The organism is Planotetraspora phitsanulokensis, from assembly GCF_016863295.1.
Taxonomy (GTDB): domain Bacteria; phylum Actinomycetota; class Actinomycetes; order Streptosporangiales; family Streptosporangiaceae; genus Planotetraspora; species Planotetraspora phitsanulokensis.
The window spans coordinates 20,790-43,611 of the sequence record NZ_BOOP01000005.1 but is presented as its reverse complement, the minus strand read 5'-3'; the positions used below and the strand labels follow the sequence as shown (position 1 = coordinate 43,611).

At 69.5% G+C, this 22,822-nt stretch carries 23 protein-coding genes; 14 read left to right on the top strand and 9 right to left on the bottom strand.

Annotated elements, in window-relative coordinates; genetic code table 11:
- Window positions 1-1,437 (bottom strand): aldehyde dehydrogenase, encoded by a 1,437-nt coding sequence (locus Pph01_RS08025; protein ID WP_204072354.1) that lies wholly within the window; start codon window positions 1,435-1,437, stop codon window positions 1-3.
- A gap of 127 nt (window positions 1,438-1,564) precedes the next feature.
- Here Pph01_RS08025 and Pph01_RS08020 point away from each other — a divergent pair, with 127 nt between their 5' ends.
- Complete coding sequence (locus Pph01_RS08020) at window positions 1,565-2,227, top strand: TetR/AcrR family transcriptional regulator (RefSeq protein ID WP_204072353.1); 663 nt, start codon at window positions 1,565-1,567, stop codon at window positions 2,225-2,227.
- Between the two features lie 79 nt (window positions 2,228-2,306).
- Here the strand turns inward: Pph01_RS08020 and Pph01_RS08015 are convergent, their stop codons facing one another.
- Entirely contained in the window at window positions 2,307-3,758 is a 1,452-nt protein-coding gene (locus Pph01_RS08015; RefSeq protein WP_204072352.1) for a vWA domain-containing protein, read from the bottom strand.
- Window positions 3,759-3,983: 225 nt separating this feature from the next.
- On the bottom strand, window positions 3,984-4,433 hold the full coding sequence (locus tag Pph01_RS08010; RefSeq protein ID WP_204072351.1) for a carboxymuconolactone decarboxylase family protein: 450 nt from the start codon (window positions 4,431-4,433) through the stop codon (window positions 3,984-3,986).
- Between the two features lie 83 nt (window positions 4,434-4,516).
- Between Pph01_RS08010 and Pph01_RS08005 the strand changes: the two genes are divergently transcribed.
- On the top strand, window positions 4,517-5,401 hold the full coding sequence (locus Pph01_RS08005; protein WP_204072350.1) for a sigma-70 family RNA polymerase sigma factor: 885 nt from the start codon (window positions 4,517-4,519) through the stop codon (window positions 5,399-5,401).
- An 84-nt stretch (window positions 5,402-5,485) separates the two neighbouring features.
- Here the strand turns inward: Pph01_RS08005 and Pph01_RS08000 are convergent, their stop codons facing one another.
- Window positions 5,486-6,481 (bottom strand): helix-turn-helix transcriptional regulator, encoded by a 996-nt coding sequence (locus Pph01_RS08000; protein ID WP_204072349.1) that lies wholly within the window; start codon window positions 6,479-6,481, stop codon window positions 5,486-5,488.
- Between the two features lie 62 nt (window positions 6,482-6,543).
- On the opposite strand from Pph01_RS08000, the gene Pph01_RS07995 reads away from it, so the two are divergent.
- The 3 genes from Pph01_RS07995 (at window position 6,544) to Pph01_RS43875 (ending at window position 8,011) form a co-directional block, all read left to right on the top strand.
- Window positions 6,544-7,131, top strand: a complete 588-nt coding sequence (locus Pph01_RS07995) for a DinB family protein (protein ID WP_204072348.1) — start codon at window positions 6,544-6,546, stop codon at window positions 7,129-7,131.
- The gene (locus Pph01_RS07990) at window positions 7,128-7,589 is read left to right on the top strand and encodes a VOC family protein (RefSeq protein WP_204072347.1); all 462 of its coding nucleotides are present in this window, start codon (window positions 7,128-7,130) and stop codon (window positions 7,587-7,589) included. The genes Pph01_RS07995 and Pph01_RS07990 overlap by 4 nt, the downstream gene beginning before the upstream one ends.
- A 137-nt stretch (window positions 7,590-7,726) precedes the next feature.
- Window positions 7,727-8,011, top strand: a complete 285-nt coding sequence (locus Pph01_RS43875; RefSeq protein ID WP_505866653.1) for a DUF8847 domain-containing protein — start codon at window positions 7,727-7,729, stop codon at window positions 8,009-8,011.
- Between the two features lie 246 nt (window positions 8,012-8,257).
- On the opposite strand, the gene Pph01_RS07985 is transcribed toward Pph01_RS43875, so the two are convergent.
- Window positions 8,258-8,590, bottom strand: coding sequence for a hypothetical protein (locus Pph01_RS07985; protein ID WP_204072346.1), 333 nt, complete (start codon window positions 8,588-8,590; stop codon window positions 8,258-8,260).
- Between the two features lie 296 nt (window positions 8,591-8,886).
- Complete coding sequence (locus Pph01_RS07980) at window positions 8,887-9,927, bottom strand: aldo/keto reductase (RefSeq protein ID WP_204072345.1); 1,041 nt, start codon at window positions 9,925-9,927, stop codon at window positions 8,887-8,889.
- A 162-nt stretch (window positions 9,928-10,089) separates the two neighbouring features.
- Between Pph01_RS07980 and Pph01_RS07975 the strand changes: the two genes are divergently transcribed.
- The 3 genes from Pph01_RS07975 to Pph01_RS07965 all read left to right on the top strand — a co-directional run bounded on the left by Pph01_RS07975 (window position 10,090) and on the right by Pph01_RS07965 (window position 12,063).
- Window positions 10,090-10,710, top strand: coding sequence for a TetR/AcrR family transcriptional regulator (locus tag Pph01_RS07975; RefSeq protein ID WP_204072344.1), 621 nt, complete (start codon window positions 10,090-10,092; stop codon window positions 10,708-10,710).
- Between the two features lie 191 nt (window positions 10,711-10,901).
- Entirely contained in the window at window positions 10,902-11,432 is a 531-nt protein-coding gene (locus tag Pph01_RS07970) for a hypothetical protein (protein ID WP_204072343.1), read from the top strand.
- Between the two features lie 226 nt (window positions 11,433-11,658).
- Window positions 11,659-12,063: a pyridoxamine 5'-phosphate oxidase family protein gene (locus Pph01_RS07965; protein ID WP_239116511.1), complete on the top strand. Its 405-nt coding sequence runs from the start codon at window positions 11,659-11,661 to the stop codon at window positions 12,061-12,063.
- On the opposite strand, the gene Pph01_RS07960 is transcribed toward Pph01_RS07965, so the two are convergent.
- Window positions 12,060-13,748 carry a sensor histidine kinase gene (locus Pph01_RS07960; protein WP_204072342.1) on the bottom strand — a complete coding sequence of 563 codons (1,689 nt, stop codon included), beginning with the start codon at window positions 13,746-13,748 and terminating at the stop codon, window positions 12,060-12,062. The two genes, Pph01_RS07965 and Pph01_RS07960, sit on opposite strands and share 4 nt — an antisense overlap.
- A gap of 184 nt (window positions 13,749-13,932) precedes the next feature.
- Here Pph01_RS07960 and Pph01_RS07955 point away from each other — a divergent pair, with 184 nt between their 5' ends.
- Entirely contained in the window at window positions 13,933-14,490 is a 558-nt protein-coding gene (locus tag Pph01_RS07955; protein WP_204072341.1) for a DoxX family membrane protein, read from the top strand.
- Between the two features lie 62 nt (window positions 14,491-14,552).
- On the opposite strand, the gene Pph01_RS07950 is transcribed toward Pph01_RS07955, so the two are convergent.
- On the bottom strand, window positions 14,553-15,206 hold the full coding sequence (locus Pph01_RS07950) for a response regulator (protein WP_204072340.1): 654 nt from the start codon (window positions 15,204-15,206) through the stop codon (window positions 14,553-14,555).
- 149 nt (window positions 15,207-15,355) lie between these two features.
- Window positions 15,356-18,013 (bottom strand): bifunctional acetate--CoA ligase family protein/GNAT family N-acetyltransferase, encoded by a 2,658-nt coding sequence (locus Pph01_RS07945; RefSeq protein WP_204072339.1) that lies wholly within the window; start codon window positions 18,011-18,013, stop codon window positions 15,356-15,358.
- A gap of 272 nt (window positions 18,014-18,285) precedes the next feature.
- Here Pph01_RS07945 and Pph01_RS07940 point away from each other — a divergent pair, with 272 nt between their 5' ends.
- From Pph01_RS07940 to Pph01_RS07920, 5 genes are read left to right on the top strand one after another with little or no spacing between them, the layout of a single operon-like run.
- Window positions 18,286-19,359 (top strand): 4Fe-4S dicluster domain-containing protein, encoded by a 1,074-nt coding sequence (locus tag Pph01_RS07940; RefSeq protein ID WP_204072338.1) that lies wholly within the window; start codon window positions 18,286-18,288, stop codon window positions 19,357-19,359.
- A gap of 17 nt (window positions 19,360-19,376) precedes the next feature.
- Window positions 19,377-20,186, top strand: a complete 810-nt coding sequence (locus Pph01_RS07935) for an FAD/NAD(P)-binding protein (RefSeq protein ID WP_204072337.1) — start codon at window positions 19,377-19,379, stop codon at window positions 20,184-20,186.
- Window positions 20,186-21,031 carry an NADH-quinone oxidoreductase subunit B family protein gene (locus Pph01_RS07930; RefSeq protein WP_204072336.1) on the top strand — a complete coding sequence of 282 codons (846 nt, stop codon included), beginning with the start codon at window positions 20,186-20,188 and terminating at the stop codon, window positions 21,029-21,031. The genes Pph01_RS07935 and Pph01_RS07930 overlap by 1 nt, the downstream gene beginning before the upstream one ends.
- Window positions 21,021-22,310 carry a Ni/Fe hydrogenase subunit alpha gene (locus Pph01_RS07925; RefSeq protein ID WP_204072335.1) on the top strand — a complete coding sequence of 430 codons (1,290 nt, stop codon included), beginning with the start codon at window positions 21,021-21,023 and terminating at the stop codon, window positions 22,308-22,310. Before Pph01_RS07930 ends, Pph01_RS07925 begins: the two co-directional genes overlap by 11 nt.
- Complete coding sequence (locus Pph01_RS07920) at window positions 22,294-22,743, top strand: hydrogenase maturation protease (RefSeq protein WP_204072334.1); 450 nt, start codon at window positions 22,294-22,296, stop codon at window positions 22,741-22,743. Before Pph01_RS07925 ends, Pph01_RS07920 begins: the two co-directional genes overlap by 17 nt.
- Window positions 22,744-22,822: the final 79 nt, after the last annotated feature.

The following is a 22,822-nucleotide window of genomic DNA, read 5'->3' as shown; positions in this document are numbered from 1 at the left end:
TCAGACCGCGATGGTCTTGTACTCGACGTACTGGGCGAGGCCCGTGGCGCCGAACTCGCGGCCGATGCCGCTGCTCTTGTAGCCGCCGAAGGCGCCGTCGAAGGTCGGGGTTGCTCCGTTCACAGTCATCCATCCGGTTCGGATCCTGCGGGCGACCTCGATGCCGTGGTCCCGGTCGGCGGTCCACACGCCGCCGCCGAGGCCGTACTCGGAGTCGTTGGCGATGCGGACGGCGTCGTCCTCGTCGTCGAAGGGGATGACGACCAGGACCGGGCCGAAGATCTCCTCACGGGCGATCCGCATGCTGCTGTCGACGTCGGCGAACAGCGTCGGACGGACGTAGTGCCCGCGTGCCGGCCCATCGGGCGTCTCCGGTCCGCCGGTGACCATCCGGGCGCCTTCGGCGATGCCGAGTTCGATGTAGGAGCGCACCCGCTGCTGCTGGTCGGCGCGCACCATGGGCCCGATGAAGGTCTGCGGGTCAGCGGGATCGCCGACGCGGAGCCCCTCCATCATCGTCTTCAGCGCGCCGACGACCTCCTCGTAGCGGCTGCGCGGGGCGAGGATCCGGGTGTGCGCCACGCAGCTCTCGGCGTTGTTGCCCAGCGACAGGAGCTTCAGCCCCTCCACGGCCGCCGTCAGGTCGGCGTCCTCGAGGATGATCGAGGCGGACTTCCCGCCCAGCTCCAGGCTGACCCTCTTGAGCTGCCCTCCCGCGATGGAGGCGATGCGCCGGCCCACCGCGGTGGAACCGGTGAAGGCGATCTTGTCCACGCCGGGGTGGGCGACCAGGTACTCGCTCGTCTCACGACCCGCGGGCAGGATGCTCACCACACCCTCAGGAAGACCGGCCTCGTCGAAGACCTCGGCGAGGGCCAGGGCGTCCAGAGCCGTCTCGGGAGAGGCCTTCAGAATCACCGTGCAGCCGGCGAGCAGCGCGGGCACCAGCTTGGCCAGGGCCGACTGGTGAGGCGCGTTCCACGGGATGATCGCGGCCACCACGCCCACGGGTTCGCGGCGCAGCAGCGTCGAGGACCCGTTCACGGCGCCCACCTGCTCGTCCCAGTCGAGGGCGGCGGCGGCGCGCAGATACGCGTTCGTCTGCTCGGGAACGCCCGACTGGTGCGTCCAGCGGGTGAACCACAGCGGCGTGCCGTTCTCGGAGGTGACCAGAGCGGCGAACTCCTCGGCACGTGCCGCGTGCAGCTTGGAGAACCGCTCCACCGCGGCGTGCCGCTCCTGTGGGCTCATCCGAGGCCAGGGTCCCTCGTCGAACGCCCGCCGCGCGGCTGCGACCGCCGCGTCGACGTCGGCGGGAGCGGCGTGCGGTGCGGTCCCGACCAGCGAAAGGTCGTGCGGCGAACGCACCTCCAGGACGCCGCCGGTGGCCGGAGCGACCCACTGTCCTCCGACGTACAGGTTGTCGTAAGTGATCACGACGTTTCCCCCAAATTAGGTGTCCAATGGACCTTTACGACTGTAGCGGTCCATTGGACACGTATCAAGTGTCCGATGGACCGCTATTCTGAGGGCGGCCATGATCCGCGGGGCGCGAGGAGGTTCGATGGACGACGTCGAGGGGCCGGCCTTCCAGCGGGCCAGACGGCCCGAGCACCGGGAACTGCGCCGGCAGGAGATCCTGGACGCCGCGGAGGCGCTGCTGGCCGAGATGCCGGCGGAGGAGATCAGTCTCCGGGAACTCGGACGCCGGCTGGGGGTGTCCAAGACGCATGTGGTGCGCTATTTCGAGAGCCGCGAGGGCGTCTTCCTCGGGCTGCTCAACAGGGTGCTGCTGTCCTGGCTCGAGGCTCTGCCGGACGAGTGGCCGGCCCTGCCCTGCGAGCCTGACCGGGTGATGCGGGCCTGGGCAGACTCCCTCGCCGCCCGGCCGGTCCTGTGCCAACTGTGGAGCCTGCTGCCGAGCGTGCTGGAGCGGAACGTCTCCGCCGACACCGTGCGCGCCTACAAACTCCTCGACCTGGAACGCCGCACCAGGCTGGCGAAGCTGATCAGAGACCGGGTACCGGCCCTCAGCGCGGACGACGCGCTCACTTTGACGCGATACGCCGTCGTCTCACTGGTCGGCCTGTGGCCGTTCAGCAACCCGACCCCGACCGTCGTCGAGGCCACGGCCGATCCCCGGCTCACAGGCTCCCGAGTGGACTTCGCCGCCATGTACGGCGAGATCCTCCAGACCACCCTCGCCGGACTGCTCGCCCGCGCATGAAGGGGAAGGTGTGCCGCTCGGCTCGACCGTCGCGGAGCAGAGCGGCACACCGGTGTGCAGGACGCGGGGGAGCAGGTGGTCAGTCGAGAGATCGGGCGCGGGCGATGAGATCCGCGAGTTCGGTCACGTCCGGGTCCTCGGTGACCTCCGCGAGTTGCGCGGCACGGGCCGACAGGTCCTCCAGCCCGAGTCCCAAACGTTCGCCGCCCGTGTCCCAGTGCGTGCGAAGCCGCTCGGCGAAAGCCGCGGCGACCACGTCCACCTGGAACCGCGGCCCGGTGGAGCTCCACAGGTCCGGCGACAGACCCGCCGTGTCCACCGATCCGCTCACCTCGGAGGGACGGCGGGTGTCGGGGTCGAGCCATCGGACGGTCGCGGTGGCGAGTTGCCCTTCGGCCCCGGGCCGCAGCCGCACCCAGTAGAGCGCCGTGACGGCGTGGCCAGGGCCGACCTCTCCGCCGTCGCGGGAGTCGTCACGGAACTCCTCAGGCGAGAGCTCCCGGTTCTCGTACCCCATCAGCGTGTACGAGTCGACGAGGCCGGGGTTGAACACGACCTGCGCCTTGGCGTCGCGCGCCCGGACGTCGAGCGTGGCGGGCAACCGGTCGACGAACACCTTGCGCGCCTCGTCCAGCGAGCTGACGTAGACCGCCGCCCCGTCGCCGTTGTCGGCGAGCTGCTCCATCAGGTGGTCGCCGTACTCGCGCCCGACCCCCACGCACAGCAGCGTGACCTGTTTGCCCGCGTAGTCGCCGACCCTGTCCAAGATGGCCTGCCATTCGGTCTCGCCCGTGTTGGCCAGCCCGTCCGACAGCAGGATCACCCGGTTGGTCGCCGACGGCCGGAACGTTCGCGACGCCTCCGTGTAGCCGGTGACCAGTCCGTCTTCAAGGTTGGTCGAGCCTTCGGGGACGAGTTCCTCGATCGCGGAGTGGAGGTGCGAGCGCTCCGACACCGGGGTCATCGGCGTGAGCAGCCGCGCCGAGCTACTGAAGGACACGATCGACACCTGGTCGCCCGGCATGAGCTGGTCGACGAGCGTGTGCAGGGCCCCACGGACCAGGTCCAGGCGGCCGGTCTCCGCCATCGAGCCCGACACGTCCACCACGAAGGTCAGGTTGGCCGGCTTGCGTGCCGCGGACTCCGTCCCGCGGGTCTGCAGGCCGACGCGGACGATGGCGGCGCCGCTCGAGCGGGCTCCGTCGACGTGTACGGCGAAGCCGTTGTCGTCGGGCTCCGCGTAGTCCTGGCGGAAGGCGTTGACAAATTCCTCGATCCGTACCTGACCTGGCTCGGGCCACCGGCCCTCCTGGATGGCCCGGCGCGTGTAGCCGTACGACGCGGTGTCGACGTCGAGGGCGAATGTGGACATCTGCTGGTCTATCGCGTCCCGTTCGCCGGGATTCGCGGGCGCCGCCATCGTGGGCGCGTCAACCGATGTCCCGGCGGCATTCGGCGAGTTGGACGGGCCGCCGCACGCCGAGCCCAATAGGACAAGCGCGACGACGGCGGAGAGAACACGTGGTTTCATGGAGTGCCTCCATTCCGGTTCACCCCCTTAGGACGCAACTGCCGTACGGCGAAAGCGGGCGCGTCACCCAAGCGAGCACAAAGCGTTCCCACCACGTGATCAACGCTCGCGGGCGGCGAGGCCGCCCACGAGGCCGTCAGGGGCTCGGCGCCGTACACCCAGGGCACGAGGCAAAGCCCCCGTGACCCGATGGGCGACTCCGGGGCGGATGACGCGCCGCCCTGCTCACCAGGTCTTGCCGGCCTGCTCACGGATCGTGCGGTTGATGCGGTTGAAGAAGTTGGTCATCGCGATCTCCAGGATGATCGCGGACAGCTGCCTCTCGTCGAAGTGCGCGGCGGCGGCGTCCCAGATCTCGTCGGTCACGCCCGGCGCGCCGTCCTGAATCCGGGTGGCGGCCTCGGTCAGCGCGAGCGCCGCCCGCTCCTCCTCGGTGAAGAAGGGCGTCTCGCGCCACGTGACCACGTTGTGCAGCCGCACCTCGGTCTCTCCGTGCTTCTTCGCCGACTCGACCCCGGCGAACACGCACGGGCTGCAGCCGTTGATCTGGCTGGCCCGCAGGTGGACCAGCTCCAGCAGGCGCGGGTCGACGCCACCGGCGTGAATCGCCTTGTGGAGATGCTGGATCGCTGTGATCACGTCGGGGTTCGCCGCACTCTTCATTCGTGCTTCCATCGGTCCTGCTCCTTCAGCGGTTACCTGTGCCCATCCGGGCCCGTCATCACCTGTGACGGAGCAGTTCCGAGGAAGGTAACAAGATGTCCGACACCAGCCCGGCGGACCCGGTGGCCGAGGCGTTCGAGTCAGAGCGCGACCGGCTGCGCGCGGTCGCCTACCGCATGCTCGGATCGCACGCCGACGCCGAGGACGTGGTCCAGGAGGCCTGGTTGCGGCTCTCCCGCCAGGGCGCGGCGACGATCCACAACCTGGCCGGCTGGCTGACCACGGTGGTCGGCCGGATCAGCCTCGACGTCCTGCGATCACGCCGGGCCCACCCTGAGGCGTCCTACGACGACCGGTTGCCCGAACTCGTGGTGACGGTCGACGACGGCGCCGCACCGGAGGACGACGTCGCGCTCGCAGACTCGGTCGGGCTCGCGCTCCTCGTCGTCCTCGAGTCGCTCAGGCCGAGCGAGCGGCTGGCGTTCGTGCTGCACGACCTGTTCGCGGTGCCGTTCGACGAGATCGGCCGGATCCTCGGCAAGTCCGCCGACGCCACCAAGATGCTCGCCAGCCGCGCCCGCAGGAAGGTGCAGGCGACCGAGCGGCCGACGGTCGTCGGACGGGAGCAGCGAGAGGTGGTCCAGGCCTTCCTCGCGGCGGCTCACCGCGGCGACTTCGAGGGGTTGCTGCGCGTACTCGACCCCGAGGTGAGGCTGACCGTCGACACCCCCGATGGTGTGGTCGTCATCCTCGGCGCCACCAAGGTCGCCGCCGGCGCAGCCACGCGAGTCGCCACCGGCGCAGCCGCGCGGGGGCGAGCGGTGCTCGTCAACGGCCTTCCCGGGTTCGTCTCCTGGCGCGAGGATGGAACTCCGCTCTCGGTCATCGCGTTCACCGTCGTCGACGGCCGGATCGTTGCCATCGCAACCGTGATCGACCCGGCCAGGCTCGCGTCGATGAACCTGCCGGATCCGGGGTGACTCACTGCCGCAGCGGCCGCCGCCGTACGGATGGGCAGCGCGCGGTCGCCGCAGTGGGGATAGGCAGCGCATGCCCGGCGCTCATCACTCCTCCGTGTCCGGCACCGGTGAGATCGCCGCACCGGCCGACAGCAGTCTCTCCGCCAGCGCGCGACAGCGCCTCCCGAGCTCCGGAGGGTCGAGCACCTCGAAGTCATGCCCCAGCAGAAGCACATGCATGAGCACGGAGTCGAGGTTGGCGCCGCCACTGAGCACCTCGCAGAGCTCGTTTCCCCGCCGTCGTACGACGGCCGCCGACGCCGGAATCTGCGCGCGCACCGTGTCGGCCGACGCGTGCACGAGGAAGCGCGCCTGGTGTGGGTAGACGCGGCTCGCCACACTCTCCTGCACGTACGTCGCCGCGTCGGGCGCCCGACGCGGGCGGAAGCGCCTGGTCCGTGCGGACACATCGGTCATCCGGTCGACGCGGAAGCTGCGCCAGTCGTCGCGATCGAGGTCGTAGGCGAGGAGGTACCAGCGCCGGTCGGAGGCGACCAGGCGGTAGGGCTCGACCCGCCGCCGTCGCACCTCGCTCCCGGACGGGTAGTCGAAGCCGGCCTCGACCTTGTCGCGGCAGGCTCGGGCCAGCGTCACGAGCATCTTGGGGTCGACCGGCGCGCGGCCTCCGCCGAAGGACTCCACCGAGTCGGAGAGCGCACGCACCTCGTGCCGCAGCCGGGTGGGCAGCACCCCGTCGAGCTTGGTCAGCGCCCGGAGTGCCGCCTCGCCGGCCCCGGCGACCGCGCCACCCGCGCCGACGAGCAGCGAAACCGCGGTGGCGATCGCCTCCTCGTCGTCGAAAAGCAGCGGCGGCAGGTCCTGTCCCGGGCCGAGCCGGTAGCCGCCGCCGACACCCTGGTTGGCATGCACCCGATAGCCGAGCGTGCGCAGCCGCTCGACATCACGCCGGACCGTGCGCGGTGTGACCCCGAGCCGGTCGGCGAGCTCGGGGCCGGTCCAGACCTGGCGCTGCTGCAGAAGCCCGAGCAGGGCGAGCACCCGCTCCGTCGTGCCCCGCTCGTCAGCGCTCGCCCCGGCCATATTTCCCACACTGCCAGAGATAGCGGACCGATGCTGTCCGCTATGGGTGTCAGGGTGCCTCCATGGACGCAGACGAACTCGACTGGAATCGAACGCTGCGCGAGCAGTGGGAGTTCCACTGGAACCATCAGCTCCGAGCCAGGCTTCACGGCCTCACCGACGATGAGTACTTCTGGTCGCCGGTGCCGGACGCCTGGAGCGTACGGCCGCGCGCCGGCTCGACGGCGCCCGTGCCGATCGGGGCCGGGGACTTCACGATCGACTACGCCTTCCCCGAGCCGGTCCCCACGGCCTTCACCACGATCGCCTGGCGACTCGGTCACGTCATCGTCGGCGTGCTCGCCGCACGCAACGCGGCGCACTTCGGGGCGCCGGCGGCGTCGTACGAGACCTGGGAGTACGCCGGCAGCGCGGCCACGGCCCTCGACCAGCTCGAGGCCCAGCTCGCCGTCTGGCTGGCGGGGGTGCGCGGCCTCGGGGAGCCCGGGCTCCGGGTCCCGGTCGGTGAGAAGGAGCCCTACCCCGAGTTGCCCATGGCCGCGCTGGTGCTGCACATCCACCGCGAGCTGATCCACCACCTGTCCGAGGTCTGCCTGCTGCGCGACCTCTACCTGCACACCAAGCCCGCCGCGAACGGAGTAACCCGATGAGCCGCCATGTCCAGATCACCTTCGACGCTCACGACCCGCGGGCGCTGTCGTCCTTCTGGCGCGACGTGCTGGGCTACGTCCACCCCGGCCCGCCCGGAGTCGAGCTGCCTGAGGGCGCCGACCCGCTGGCCGCGTGGGACGACTTCCTGGCGCGGGTCGGCGTACCGGAGGAGCAGCGCAACACGAGGTCGGCCATCGAGGACCCGGACGGGCACGGCCCACGATTGTTCTTCCAGCAGGTGCCGGAGGACAAGATCGCCAAGAACCGCGTCCACCTCGACGTCCGTGCGGCTCCCGGACTGCAGGGAGAGGAGCGGATGGCGGCGCTGGAGGACGAGTGCGACCGGCTCGTCGCGCTCGGAGCGAAGCGGGTGCGTCGATACGAACCCGAGCCCCCGATGAGTGGTGGCTTCATCGTGATGACCGACCCCGAGGGCAACGAGTTCTGCCTGGACTAATCACACCGTGCCGCTACCTGCGGCGAGACCCTGAGCCACCGCGATGGCCTGCAATGGCCGTCTCGGTGGTTCTCACCATTACGTAGCTGATCACGGTTGTCATGTGCCCCGGTTGTGCCCTGATCTAGCCTGTAGCCATGACGATCGAAGATCGCCCCGATCTGAAGCTCGTTCTTCGTCTGATACGCGGTGAGGTCGTCAATGGCGAAGTGGGCATCAAGATCGATGGTGGCCCCTTCAATGGTCGGACTCGCATCGTGTCACTGGACTCGCGTGGAGTGCCCCCAAGGAGCACACGAGGGCGTACGGCCAGCAGTGACGTATGGCACGTGTACCGGCTCGCGTCCGCTCCGGGATCCGCCGCAGGGTGGATCTACGCATACGTTGGCACGGAACCATTTGGCGAAGATCAGTCTCTGTGATTCTGCTGCTGGTTCCGAGCCTTGGCCGGAGGTGCCATCGACGGCGGTACAAGTCTGGGCCCTTGCCTCGTAGTAGAGCTCGAACTCTCACCTGTCACTCCGCCACCTGCGCAGATCACGTCGAGTAGTGCTCTGACCAGGCAATATAGCTCTCAACGTCTCCCGTTGGCTTCCGGCGTCTTACGACCTCGGACGGAACTGGGAGGTGCCAACGCCTGGCGGCACCGGGATGAGCCCTGCACCCGCTCAGCCCGGTTCTTGCTGGATGTCGGTGTAGCGACCGGGCATCACCATGCAGTACAGGCCGCCGGTCTCGTTGGTCATGCAGTAGACCGGCCGTGACGAGTCGAAGTCGCCCGCGTTACGCTGCTCGCCGACTTTCTGGATTGTGATGTTCTGCGGGCTGGGTGGCTCTTGCACAGGGTCCTTATCCCATGGGTGCCACGCCAGCAGGCCTCCACCGATACCGGCGAACAGGATCGCGGTGGCTAGCAGGCCATTGCCGGCCCGGGGTTTTGTGGTCGTGGCCTGCGGCTGAGGCGGTGACAGCTGCGGTACGGGGGTATCCGGGTGCGACATGCCAGACAGTCAACATCATCGCTTCCTTGATCGGATAGGCGAGCGGGTGTGCTGCCCGCCGCCCCCGGTTCCCATCCCTTTCCCTTGCGGCCGGCGAATGCGATACCTCCTCCCTACCTACACGACGGGCTGGTAGGCGTCGGAGGAGGGGCTGCGCCTGCTGGCGAGCTGGGGCGTAGACGCCTCGCGGGACTGGTCGGTCGCCACGCGCCGCTGAACTCCTCTCGGTCACCGCTGTCGGCCGCCATCCGATCCGACGCAGGACGCAGCTCCTCAGATTCGCCCGAAGGTCCTGATCAGGCGACGTTGCCGCCCGGGATCCGTGTCGGAGCGAACCACTCCTGAATCCAGTTCGGGTAGGCGATCGGCGCCCGGCTGACCTCGTCGAGTTCGGCGAGATCCTGCTCGGTGAGGGCCAGATCGCTGGCGGCGACGTTGTCCTTGAGCTGGTCCAGCTTGCGGACGCCGACGATGACGCTGGTGACGGCGCGCTGGGCGAGCAGCCAGGCGATCGCGACCCGAGCGAGGCTCACCTCGTGCCGCGCGGCGACGGTCCGCAGCACGTCGAGCACCCTGAAGCCCTTCTCCTCGTCGAAAGGCACGAAGTCGAAGCCGTTCCGGGCTCGGCGGGAGTCCGGTTCGGTGGTCACCCCGCCGCGCTCGAACTTGCCCGTGAGGAATCCGCCGACAAGCGGTTGCCACACCGTCAGACTCAGCCCCGCGTCCTCGGCCAGGGGCACCAGGTCACGCTCGGCGTCACGCGACAGCAGCGAGTAGTGCGTCTGGTTGGCGACGAACTTCGCCTGGTTGTGCAACGCGGAGACGCCCAACGCCTTGCTGATCTGCCAGGCGGCGAGGTTGGAACAGCCGATGTAGCGGACCTTGCCCTGTCGTACCGCGTCGTCGAGCGCGCTCAGCGTCTCCTCGATCGGCGTCACGTGGTCGTGGTTGTGGAGCTGGTAGAGATCGATGTACTCGGTCTTCAGCCGGCGCAGGCTGTCCTCCAGTGCCCGCATCACGTGCAGACGGGAAAGCCCCTGGTCGTTGGGCCCCGGCCCGACGGGAGCGAGCAGTTTGGTGGCGAGCAGCACGTCTCGCCGGCGCCGCCCGATCGCCCGGCCGAGCAACTCCTCGCTCTCGCCGTCGGCGTAGACGTCGGCGGTGTCGATGAAGTTGATCCCGGCGTCGAGTGCCGTGCCGACGATCCGATCCACTTCCTCCTGCCCCAGTGCTCCGTGGGTGCGGTACACCGGGTGCTCCTTGCCGCCGAACGTCATCGCGCCCAGGGAGATCTCGGAGACCCAGACCCCGGTACGGCCGAGCAGACGGTATTTCACCAGCTATTCCTTCCTGCATGTACGTCCGGCCGACCGGCGGGCGGCCAGGCGTCTCCCGCCTTTCCGATCGCCGCGTCCGGACATCGTGTCCGGAAACGCTACACGATGTCCGGACGAGGTGTAGTGTGACGTTCGCCGCTGAGCGACCCCTAGGATCCGGACATGCCTTCGATCACCCGACGACGCACCGCGAATGTCGGCCGACCCACCTCGGCCGAGGCGGACATCCTGTCCGCGACGCAGCGTCTCCTGATCGACGGCGCGAACTTCACCGAGCTCGGCGTGCAGCAGATCTCCGCCGAGGCCGGTGTCGCCCGCTCGACCTTCTACAGCCACTTCCGCGACAAGGTCGACCTGCTCGTGCGCCTGGCCGCCGAACTCATGACCTCGTCCTTCGACGTCACCTCGGCCTGGACCCCGGCGGACGGCGTCGAAGGTCTCGAGGACGTCTTCCTGCAAGTGGTGAAGGTCTATCGGAAACACGCCGCCGTACGGCGGGCGCTCACCGAGGTCGCCACCTACGACGCGACCGTGCGTGACTTCTGGGGTGCGGAACTCGACCAGTTCACGGACTGGACGGTCGCGGTGCTCCGCGCCGAGCAGGACGAGGGCCGCACCCCCGCCGACCTCGATCCGGTGAGCGCCACCCGGGTGATCGTCATGGGCGGCGAACGGGCCCTCGTCGACCACGTCACCGCCGGGGATCCCGGCAGCGACGCCGCGTTCGCCCGCGAGCTGGCGTTGACCTGGTGGTACGGCGTATACCGCCGCCCGGCGGACTAGGCGCGCCGCAGTTCAGAAGGGCGCAGATGTGCTCCAGGGGACATGCCGGCGAGGTACGGCTTCGGGCGATACCTGACACGCCTGATTGACTAATCGTCCGAAAAGGGTGCGGTTTGGGGTAGTTCATCGCTAACGTTGCGGCGAACCGAAAAGGGCCCCACCCCCGAGGGTCCTCGCACAAGGAGGTGGTTATGCGACACTTTTTCGGCTTCCTCGTCGGTGTAGTCGTCGCGGCGGTACTGCTTGTCGGAGGCGGCTGGGCCGCCCAGGAGCTGACTCGGGGTATCTCACAACACCTCGACCCGGCCACGGACACGCGGATGCTGATCGCTCTCGGCGTGGTGGTCGTGACCGGCGTGCTCCTCGGGCTGGTGCTGGCCCTGCGGACGTCGCCGCTCGCGACATTGGTCCCGGCGCTGGCGCTGCTGGCCTGGACCGTGGTGTACGTCCTCGACGTCTCGACGGCCACCGGCCTCGTCCCCACCGGCGCCGCCCTCCAGGCGGAGCTCGTGCTGGCAGGCAAGGGCATGACCACGCTGCTGTCCAGCGGACTGTACGGCCTGCTCGGCGCGGCCCTGTTCATCCCCGTCCTCATGCCGTCCCGCTGGGCGGGCCCTGTGGACGAGGACGAGGAGGACGAGTTCGAGGAGGAGAAGAAGGAGGAGGAGACGGCCAGCTTCTGGGACAAGGCCGACATCCCGCTGGTGACCGCGCCCAAGTAGTCGCCGGCTGCATGATGCGCAACCGGGGGAGCGGCCGGTGCTCCGATCAGGCCTGCGACTCTCCCAGCTGCATGATGCGCGTGCCCATGACAACGGCCGCCCGAGTGTCCGCGTGTGCGGTACTCCGGGCGGCCGTTGTCATGGGCGGTCCGCGTCGGCCGGCCGGCACGCCATGAGGGACCTTCGTCCCTTACCGGGGGCGGCGCGCTCAGGCAGGCTGTAGGGCGTGAGAACGGATTCGGCCGGGTTGCAGGTTCTTTCCCCGGAAGAGTGCATGGCGCTGCTGGCCTCCGCGCGAATCGGCCGCATCGTCTACACCGATCGCGCCCTTCCTGCCGTGCAACCTGTCGACTTTCACCTCGACGGTGAGCGGATCGTCATCCTCACATCCAGCGGTTCGAAGCTCGCGGTGGCCGCCGCGAACGCCGTCGTCGCCTTCGAGACCGACGAGTACGAGGTCGAGACGCGCACGGGCTGGTCGGTGACCGCGGTGGGGCGCTCACGGACGGTGGACGAGCCCGAAGAGGCCGCCGCGCTCGCCCGTCTGCCGCTCAGGTCGTGGGCGCCGGGGCGTGACCACTACATCGTGGTGGATCTCCAACAGCTTTCCGGGCGCCGGATCCGTCGCTAGGCGATCGGCACCCGCCACAGCAGCCGGGTTCCGGTGGGTTCGACCCGCGCCACCTCGAACGAGCCGCCGAGTCCGCGCGCGCGTTCCTCGAGATTCCGCAGCCCGCTACGCCGCCCGCCGGCCGGCACTCCCACCCCGTCGTCTTCGACGGTCAGGGTCAGCCACCCTTCTTCGGCCCGTACGGTCACGTCCGAGCGGTAGGCCTTGGCATGCCGGACCACGTTGGACAGCGCCTCGCGGAGGACGGCCAGCAGTTGGTCGCCGAGTTCCGCCGGCACCTCGTTGTCGAGCTGGCCCTCCATGCTCAGGCCGGGCATGAAGCCGAGGTGTCCGCGGGCACCCTCCACGACGTCCACGATTCGGGCGCGCAGGCTGGGCGCTCCCGCGTCGTGAGGCGTCTGAAGTGCGAAGATCGTCGAGCGGATCTGCCTGATGGTTCCGTCAAGCTCGTCGATGGCGCTCTGGAGCCTTGACGAAGCCTCCGGCCGCTCCACCAGGCGGACCGTGCTCATGAGCGTCATGGCCACGGCGAACAGCCGCTGGATGACGATGTCATGCAGATCCTTGGCGATGCGGTCACGATCCTCCAGCAGTCCCAGCCGCTCCGCGTCCTTACGCGTCTCCGCCAGTTCGAGGGCGACGGCGGCCTGCCCGGCGAAAGCGTGGAGCGTGCGGAGCTCGGAGGCGCTGAACGGGATGCGTCCCGAGCGTTTCCCCAGCGACAGGACGCCTCGGACGGCTCCCGCCGCGCCGAGCGGCACGGCGGCCTGCGGGCCGACGGACAGGCGGCCTGGGCCGGCCGCCCCGAGATCGTTTTCGGCCGGGTTGTCCGCCGTCAGGGGTTCGCCGGTGAGGAAGGCGCGTCCGGTCAGGGTGCCGGCGATCTCCTCTGTGGTGTGCCGCCTGTGCCCCTCCTCGTCGACCGTGCGGAAGGTCCCGGGGTCCGCGCCCGGCAGCACGATCGTGACCTCGTCGGCGCCGGCCATCTCTCGGGCCCGCCGCGCCAGGAGCGCGAGGACCTCCTGCGGCTCGGCCCCCGACAGGAGCGCCGTGGTGATCTCGGATGAGGCCTGAAGCCACGTTTCGCGGCGCCGGGTCTCCTCGAACAGCCGGGCGTTCTCGATCGCGACGCCGGCCGCGGTGGCCAGGGCGACGACGATCGCCTCGTCCTCCTCGTCGAACTCCTCTCCGCCACGTTTCTCCGTGAGGTAGAGGTTGCCGAAGACCTCGTCCCGGACTCTCACGGGGACGCCGAGGAAGGTTCCCATCGGAGGGTGGCCGGCCGGGAAGCCGTAGGACTCGGGGTGATGGGCGATGTCGGCCAGCCTCAGCGTTTGAGGCTCCTTGATCAGCAGTCCGAGCAGGCCCAGGCCGTGCGGCCAGTGGGCGATCCTCGCGATCTCCTCCTCGGTGAGTCCGACGGGGACGAACTGCACCAGCGTGTCGTCCTCACCGATGACGCCCAAGGCGCCGTAACTGGCGTCGACCAGCGTGGTGGCGGTCTCGACGATCCGGTGCAGCACCGTCTCCAGATCGAGATCGCTCCCCACCGACACGACCGCGTCGAGAAGCCCGTGGACGCGGTCACGCGTCGCCAGCACCGCGTTCAACCGCGACTGCAGTTCCGACAGCAGGTCGTCAAGCCGCATGTGCGGAATCAGCGAACGCGGCTCGTTCTCCGTCATACCGGGAAGTCTCCCACTCATCACCTGACCGAGGTGGTGGACGTGGCGGCAGTGCCGAAGGTCCCATGTCGGCCGGGACATCCGCATGGACGGGCCGAGCCGTACGGCACTGCCCGCCGGAGCGGCGAAACGGTGTGCTGGGAGTAGCAGGAAACAGTGAACCCCCGCGCTGAAAGGGCCGATCATGGCACTCGTCGAAGGGCGCCACCAGGGTGGCGCCGCTCCCCGCACGGCCGTCGTGGACACGCCGCGGACGACCGGAACCACGGCATACGTCTGGGCGATCGCGCGCATCGCCATCGGATGGATCTTCCTCTGGGCCTTCCTGGACAAGGTCTTCGGCTGGGGGTTCGCCACTCCCGCCGACCGCGCGTGGATCCACGGCGGCAGCCCCACCACGGGCTTCCTCAAGGGCACCGGCGACAACGCGCTCGGGAGCGTCTTCTCCAGCCTGGCCGGACAGGTGTGGGTCGACTGGCTGTTCATGATCGGCCTGCTCGGCATCGGCACGGCCCTCATCCTGGGGGCCGGAACGAGGATCGCCGCCGCGACGGGCGGCCTGCTCCTGGTGTTCATGTGGGCGGCCTCGCTGCCGCTGGAGAGTAATCCCCTCATCGACGAGCACATCGTCTACGCCGTCGTCCTGGCCGGTCTGGCCCTGGCAGGTGCCGGTGACACCCTGGGCATCGGCGGGTGGTGGCGGCACACCGCCCTCGTCCGGCGGTTCCCCATCCTCAAGTAGACCCTCCGCCCGGCCGCACCCGCCCTTTCCCCGGAAGGGGCGGGTGCGGCCGCATGCGGTCTTCAGGGGGTGCCGGCGGACGGTTTGCCGGCCTTCAGCCGTGCGGCGAGGGCCGCGACCTGGGTACGGCGCTGCATGCTGAGCTTGCTCAACAGGTTGGAGACGTAGTTCTTCACGGTCTTTTCGGCCAGGAAGAGCCGCTCTCCGATCTGCCGGTTGGTCATCCCCTCGCCGATCAGCTCCAGGATGTGCCTCTCCTGGTCGGTGAGCGCGGCGAGCGGGTCCTTCTGGCCGGCCTGGTCGCGTAGCCGGTGCAGCATGGTGGCGGTGGTCGCGGGATCGAGCAGGGACTGGCCCCGCGCGACCGTGCGCACCGCGCCGACCAGGTCGGAGCCGTGGATCTGCTTGAGCACGTACCCGGCGGCGCCCGCCATCACGGCGTTGAACAGGGCCTCCTCGTCGGCGAACGAGGTCAGCATCAGGCAGGCCAGCTCGGGCACCCGGGAGCGGACCTCCCGGCAGACGTCCACACCGCTGCCGTCGGGGAGCCGCACGTCGAGCACGGCGACGTCGGGCTTCAGCGCCGGGATGCGCGCCACCGCCGACTCTGCGGTTCCCGCCTCACCCACGACCTCGATGTCGTCCTCGGACTCCAGCAGCGCGGCGACGCCGCGCCGCACCACCTCGTGATCATCTACTAGGAACACCCGAATCATGTCTAGGACGCTAACCATGCGAGGTCCCCGCCGGTAGAGGACCAAGGTCCCTTGATGCGGGTCCTCGATTCGGGCGAACACGTGAGCGGCCGGAGGACACCCGGCCGCTCTGTGGAAGGCAGTGCCTCCCGCGTTTCCGTGTCGATGGTTCACCGCAGACGACGTCGATAGGGAGAGGGACGGGCGGGCGCCGGCGCCAGGCGGAGGCGGACGTCCACGGCGACGGCGCCCGCGGGCGTGACGATCACGGGATTGAGGTCGATTTCGGCGATTTCGGGGATCTCGTCCATGAGTCGGCCGACTCCGACGATGTGCGCGGCGAGGGCGCTCACGTTCGCCTCCGGACTGCCCCGGTATCCGTGCAGGAGGGGTGCGCAGTGGAGTTCGCCCAGCATTCGCCCGGCCTCCGCGCGGCTGAGGGGAGGCACGCGGAAGGAACGGTCGATCAGCAACTCGGCGGTCACGCCTCCCATGCCGACCATGACCAGGGGCCCGAACGTCTCATGCGAAACGCCGCCCACGATCATCTCGACGCCTCCGGGGATCATGTGCTGGATCAGCCCTCCCGCCATGGCGGGTCCGACTCGTTCCACCATCTCGGCATAGGCCTGCCGTACCTCCTCGAAACTGCGAAGGTTCGTCCGCACCCCGCCCACGTCGCTCTTGTGCACCAGGTCGGGGCCGGTCGCCTTGAGCACCACGGGCAGGCTCAGCCACATGGCCGCCTCGCAGGCCGAATCCGGCCCGTCGACCGAGATCGCCTCGGCCATCCGGAGCCCGTAGCAGTCGAGCAGGCGTGCCGCGGTCGAGTAGTCCAGCCAGCGGCCCTGCGGGTGCTCCGCGAGATCGGCGTCGACGATGTCGCGAGCAGCCGCCGCGCGCACTGGAGGTACCTCCGCGGGAGGGTCGGGCGGCCGTGAGCGCCATGCGGAGTAGTCCGCGGCCCGTCCGAGGGCGTGAACCGCCTGCTCGGGAAAGGCATAGGCCGGGACATCGGAGCCGATCATCTCGTCGTGTCCGAGCACGCAGGCCAGCACGGTCTTGTCCGCACCGGCCGACGCGGCCGCGATGGACTCGCGCGTTCGAGCGATGCCCGAGCCGAAGGGCGGTGTGTAGACCGCCAGGACGGCGTCGACGCCGGGATCGGCCAGCACGATCCGCAGGGCATCCGCGAGTTCCTCGGCCGAGCCGTCCGCGGTGACGTCCACGGGGTTGCCGACGGCCGCGGCCGGCCGCAGCCGGGCTCGCAACGCCTCCCTCGACGCCTCCGACAGTTCGGGAACGAGGAGACCTCGCCGCTCGCACGCGTCAGCCGTCATCGCCTGAGGTCCTCCGGAGTTGCCGACGATCGCGACCCGGCGGCCGGCCGGAAGCGGTTGCGCGGCGAGCAGTCGCGCGGTGTCGAGCATGTCCTGGACGCTGTCCTCTCGAATCACGCCCGAGGCCCGGAGCAAGGCGTCCACCGCCGTGTCCGGAGTGGCCGCCGCCGCGGTGTGGGACCGTACGGCTCGGCCACCGGCCGTCCCTCTGCCGCTCTTGACGACGATGATCGGTTTCTTGGCCGCCACGCGCCGGGCGATGCGGCCGAACCGGCGCGGATTGCCGAACGACTCCAGATACAGCGCGATGACCTCGGTCGCCGGGTCGTCCTCCCAGTATTCGAGCAGGTCGTTGCCGCTGATGTCGGCCTTGTTCCCGACGGAGGCGAAGGAGGAGACGCCGAGGCCCATCTGGGCCGCGCGATCGAGCATCCCGACGGCGACAGCCCCGGACTGCGACATCAGCGCCAGGTTTCCCGCCGACGGTTGATGGGGGAGGAAACTCGCGTTGAGCGCCGTGGCCGTGTTCACCACACCCAGGCAGTTCGGCCCGACCAGGCGCATCCCCGCCTCGCGACAGATCCTCAGCAGCTCGGCTTCCCGGTCGGCGCGCCCCGCCTCCGCGAAGCCCGCGCTGACCACGACCAGGCTGCGCACGCCGTGCCGCGCGCAGTCGCGGGCGACGTCGAGCACCGCGGCGGCCGCGACGGCGACGACGGCGAGCTCCGCCTGCCCGGGAGCGGCGGACAGGTCGGGATACGCCTCCAGGCCCTCCACCTCGGCCGCTTCGGGGTTGATCGGGTAGATCGGGCCGGCGAAGCCGCCTGCGATCAGGTTGCGCAGCACGCGGTGGCCGACGTTGGCGGGGTCGCGGCCCGCCCCAATCACCGCGACGGAGCGGGCGCCGAACAGGCCGATCAGAGAGTTGCGCTCCGCCTCGTGTGCCCGGGCGTCGATCGCCGTCAGCAGCCCGGCGGTCGTGCCCGTGGAGATCCGGAACTCCTCCCACCCGTCGATGTGACGGCGCCGCACCTCCAGGCCGGCGTCCTCGATCACCTGGATGACCGACCTGTTCTCGGCGAGTACGTCGGCGACGAGTTCCTTGATGCCGTTCTCCGCCGCGTTCAGCGCCAGATGCTCCAGGAGCACCGTCCCGAGCCCGCGTCCATGCGCCGCGTCGTCGAGCAGCACACCCAGGTCGGCCTGATCGGCCGCGTCGTCGCCGATCCATTCCGCGACGCCGACCAGCCGGCCCGACATGGTCGCGACCAGTGCGTGACCCCGATAAGCGGGCCCGATCATCCGGTCGACGTAGGCGTGGGCCGTGGCGGTGCCTCCAGCGGCGAACCTCATGTAGACAGAGCGCTCGGAAGCGCTGTCGACGAGTTCGTGCAGCGCCTCACGATCGCCGTCCCGCAGAGCACGGACATGCGCGACGCTCCCGTCGCGCAGCAGGACGTCGCATTCCTCAAGGGGAGTTCGTCTCATGGGGCCAGGCTCCGCCGGCGGCACGCGCCGCCCACAGGGCCGAAGTCCCTCTCGAGGGGGGACTCTCGGCCCGGTCGATCGCGCCCCCCTCCCTGGCGCGGCTCACCCCTCCGAAACCTCATGAATCCGGCCTGAGCCGACCTTCCTGATGGGTCGTCCGCTCAGGGGCGTACGTCGCAAGCGGCGGTGACCTTAGGCCCTTTTCCGGGCCGAAGGCGCCTTCCTATCGTCAGAAGTGATTTCCACCGCGACGCGTGGCGGGGGGATGCGTCATGGCTGCGTTCGTGCTGGATTCGCTGGAACCGTTGATCGCAGAGTTGCGGTCCCGCGGCTTCGCGGTCGTCGGCCCGGTCGCCCGGGGTGGTGTCATCCGGATGGAGGAGATCTCCTCAGCGGCGGATCTTCCCCGAGGAGCGCGGGATGAGCAGACACCCGGGCGTTATCGACTGTCGACGCATGATGGCGATCTCATGTTCGATTATGCGGCGAGCCCTGACTCCGCCAAGCGTTTCACGCAGCCTCCCCGGCAGACGCTGATCCGCATGCGGCGAGGCGACATCGAAGAGGTGGAGGACGAGGCGCCTCGCCTCGCGCTCCTGGGTATCCGGCCATGCGATCTGGCGGCGCTCGCGGTGCAGGACCGGGTGTTCCTGGGTGGCCGTCATCCGGATCCCGCTTATCGCAGACGGCGCGAGGCGCTGTTCCTTGTGACGGTGAACTGCGCGGTGCCCGGAGGCACCTGTTTCTGCGTCTCCATGGGCACGGGGCCGAAGGCGACCAAGGGCTTCGATCTGGCCCTGACCGAACTGGCCGACCCGCACCGGTTCGTCGTGGAGGCGGGCAGTGAGAAGGGCGTGGACGTGCTCGGTGCGCTGTCGCAGGCCGCGGCCTGCGATGACGACCTGGCCGCGGCGGAGGAGGTCTCCCGGATCGCGGCGGAGCACATGGGGCGCCAGGTGGACACAGAGGGCATCCAGCAGTGGTTGCCACAGGCGCATGACTCGCCCCGCTGGTCCGACGTCGCCTCTCGATGCCTCTCCTGTACCAACTGCACCATGGTGTGCCCGACATGTTTCTGCACGACGATGGAGGATTCGACCAGCCTGTCCGATGGCACGGCCGAGCGGGTCGAACGCTGGGACTCCTGCTTCACGCTCGACTTCTCCGAACTCAACGGCTCTCCTGTGCGCGGGTCTGGGGAAGGGCGTTACCGGCAGTGGCTGACCCACAAGTTCGCGACCTGGTACGACCAGTTCGGCATGTCCGGATGCGTGGGATGCGGGCGGTGCATCACGTGGTGCCCGGTCGGCATCGACGTGACCGAGGAACTGGCGAATCTCCGATGACACCGGAGACTCATCCGATGACGCCGGCGCCGTACCGGATCCGCTCGCGACGCCCTGACCGCGCCGACACGGTGACCCTGACGCTTGAGCCTGTCGACGGCGCCTGCCCGTCGTTCGTCCCGGGCCAGTTCACGATGCTGTACGCGCCCGGTGTGGGGGAGATCCCGATATCGATCAGCGGATGGTTCCGACCAGGCGGGTATGTGCAGACGATCCGCGCGGTCGGCGCTGTCAGCAGAGCGTTGTGCCACAAGCGGCGCGGCGACGTCATCGGGCTCCGCGGGCCGTACGGCACCGGGTGGGACCTGTCGGCCGCGGCCGGGCTCGACGTGGTCGTCGCCGCCGGAGGGCTCGGTCTGGCTCCGCTGCGGCCGGTGGTGCGCGAACTGACCGCCCATCCCTCCCTATATGGGCGGGCCAGTGTGATCGTCGGAGCCCGCACGCCGGCCACGGTCATCTACCCCCAGGACCTGGCCCGCTGGCACGACGGCCACGGCATCGACGTCCAGGTGACCGTCGATCACCCCGACCAGGCGTGGACGGGCCCGGTGGGACTCGTGACCCACCTCCTCGACCGCATCGTCTTCGAGCCCCGCCGGACATTCGCATTCGTCTGCGGGCCCGACGCCATGATCAAAGCGACGGCGGTGGAATTGGTGCGGCGTGGTGTCGACCCGCGGCGTACGGCGGTGCTGCTGGAGCGGAACATGAAATGCGGGATCGGCCGGTGCGGCCACTGCCAGCTGGGACCCCTGTTCGTCTGCCTCGACGGGCCTGTGGTGACCTACGACGTGGCGGCACCGCTTCTCGCGGTCAGGGAGCTGTGATGGGCACCCGGAAGGGCACGGCAGTCACCAGAAGCGTCCGCAAGCGCACGGAGGGCGTGCCGCGGCTGGCGGTGTGGAAGTTCGCGTCCTGCGACGGCTGCCAATTGACGCTACTCGACTGCGAGGACGAACTGCTGTCGGTCGCGGCCGAGGTGGAGATCGCCTACTTCCTCGAGGCGTCGAGCGCTCCAGGCCCCGGCCCCTACGACCTGTCGCTGGTGGAGGGATCGATCACCACACCCGAGGACCTGGAGCGCATCCAGCACGTGCGGAGGGTGTCCAAGCACCTGGTGACGATCGGGGCCTGCGCGACCGCCGGCGGCATCCAGGCGCTCCGCGACTTCGGCGACGTGCGTGAGTTCGCCGCCGTCGTCTACGCCCGGCCGGGTTACATCGCGACGCTCGACCGCTCGACACCGATCTCCGCGAATGTGCCGGTGGACTTCGAGCTGCGCGGCTGCCCGATCGACAAGAGGCAACTGCTGGAGGTCATCTCCGCCTTCCTCGCCGGGCGGCGCCCCGTCGTTCCAGCGCACAGCGTCTGCGTCGAGTGCAAGGCCCGGGGCAACGCCTGTGTCATGGTCGCGCATGGCACGCCGTGCCTCGGACCGGTCACCCAGGCGGGCTGCGGAGCTCTCTGCCCCGCGTTCGACCGCGGCTGCTACGGCTGTTTCGGCCCCATGGAAAGCCCCAACGCGCGGGCGCTGAACAAGCAGCTGCGCGCACTCGGAATGAGCACCCCCGAGCTCGTCCGCGTCTACAGGACGTTCAACGCGACAGCAGAACCCTTCCGTCAGGCGTCCGAGAGCGCGGAGAACAGCCGGGAGGCCGACGATGACGCATAAGACGATCAAGGTGGGCAGCCTGTCCCGTGTGGAGGGGGAGGGAGCGCTGACAGTGCACGCCCGTGATGGCCGCGTCACAGGCATGGAGCTGCGGATCTACGAGCCGCCGCGGTTCTTCGAGGCGTTGTTGCGGGGCCGCTCACACACCGAGCCGCCCGACATCACGGCCCGCATCTGCGGCATCTGCCCCGTCGCCTACCAGATGAGCGCCTGTCAGGCCGTAGAAGCGGCCTGCGGCATCGAGGTCTCCGGTCCGCTACGAGACCTGCGGCTGCTCCTGTACTACGGCGAGTGGATCGAGTCGCACACGCTGCACATCTACCTCCTGCACGCGCCGGATTTCCTGGGCTACGAGAGCGGCGTCGCCATGGCGGCCGACCACCGAGATCTCGTGGAGCACGGCCTCGCGCTCAAGAAGGCAGGCAACGAGTTGGTCGCCGCCATCGGAGGCCGGCCGATCCACCCGGTCAACGTCAAGGTGGGCGGGTTCTACCGGGTCCCCACCCGTGCCGAGCTCGCCCCGGTCGCCGAGCGGCTCCGCCACGCCCGCGACATCGCCCGGGAGACCGTCTCCTGGGTCGCCGGGTTCGACTTCCCAGACGTCGACCACGACTACACGTTCCTCGCGCTGCGGCACCCGGATGAGTACGCGATCCTGTCGGGCTCCATCGCCACCAGCACGGGCGAAGCGTTCGCGGTGGAGGAGTGGCCCGCCCACGTGACCGAGGCACAGGTGCCGTACTCCACCGCGCTGCACGCCCGGCTCGACGGCGAGATCGGATACCTCGTCGGCCCGATGGCCCGATACAGCCTCAACTCCGCGCAGCTGTGCGAGTCCGCGCGCCAAGCGGCCGCCGACGCCGGACTGGGCGCGGACTGCCGCAACCCCTTCCGCAGCATCATCGTGCGGGCGGTCGAGGTCCTCCATGCGTGCGAGAAGGCGCTGCGCATCATCGAGAGCTACACCGAGCCCGAGACGCCGGCCATTCCCTTCGAGTACCGGGCGACCACCGGACACGGCGCCTCCGAGGCGCCGCGGGGCACCCTCTACCACCGGTACCGCGTAGACATCGACGGCTCGATCGCCGAGGCCGACATCGTCCCGCCGACCGCACAGAACCAGGCACGCATGGAAACCGATCTCCTCCAGCTCGTCGAGCCCCGCCTCCACCTGCCGACGGACGAGCTCGCCGCGCTCTGCGAACGTGCGATCCGCAACTACGATCCGTGCATCTCCTGCTCGGCCCACTTCCTGGATCTCCATGTCGACGCCCAGTAGGACCGTGGTGATCGGCTGCGGCAACGCCAGCCGTGGCGACGACGCTGCGGGGCTCGAGGTCGTCCGGCTCCTGCGCGGATCGCTGCCTCCGTCGGTGGCGACCGAAGAGACCTCAGGCGACGCGACCGAGTTGATCGACGCATGGGCGGGAGCCGACCTGGCCATCGTGATCGACGCGGTGTGCTCGGGAGCAGCTCCCGGCACCGTCCACCGGCGAATCGACCTCGTCAGCGGAGACTCGTTTCGGGGGAGCTCGCATTCGCTGGGGCTCGCTGAGGCTGTCGGGCTCGGCGAGGCCCTCGGCCGCATGCCGGGCACGCTGATCGTCTTCGGGATCGAGGGTGGTGATTTCTCGATCGGCGCCCCGCTGTCCGCCCCTGTCTGGTCGGCGGTTCAGGATGTCGCCGGCACCCTGTCGGCGGATCTCCGCTGACTCGGGCCGAGGGCCGGAGGTCCCCGGTCAGATGGACCTTCGGCGCTTCTGCTTCGGCGTCTCCGCCGCATGTCATGGA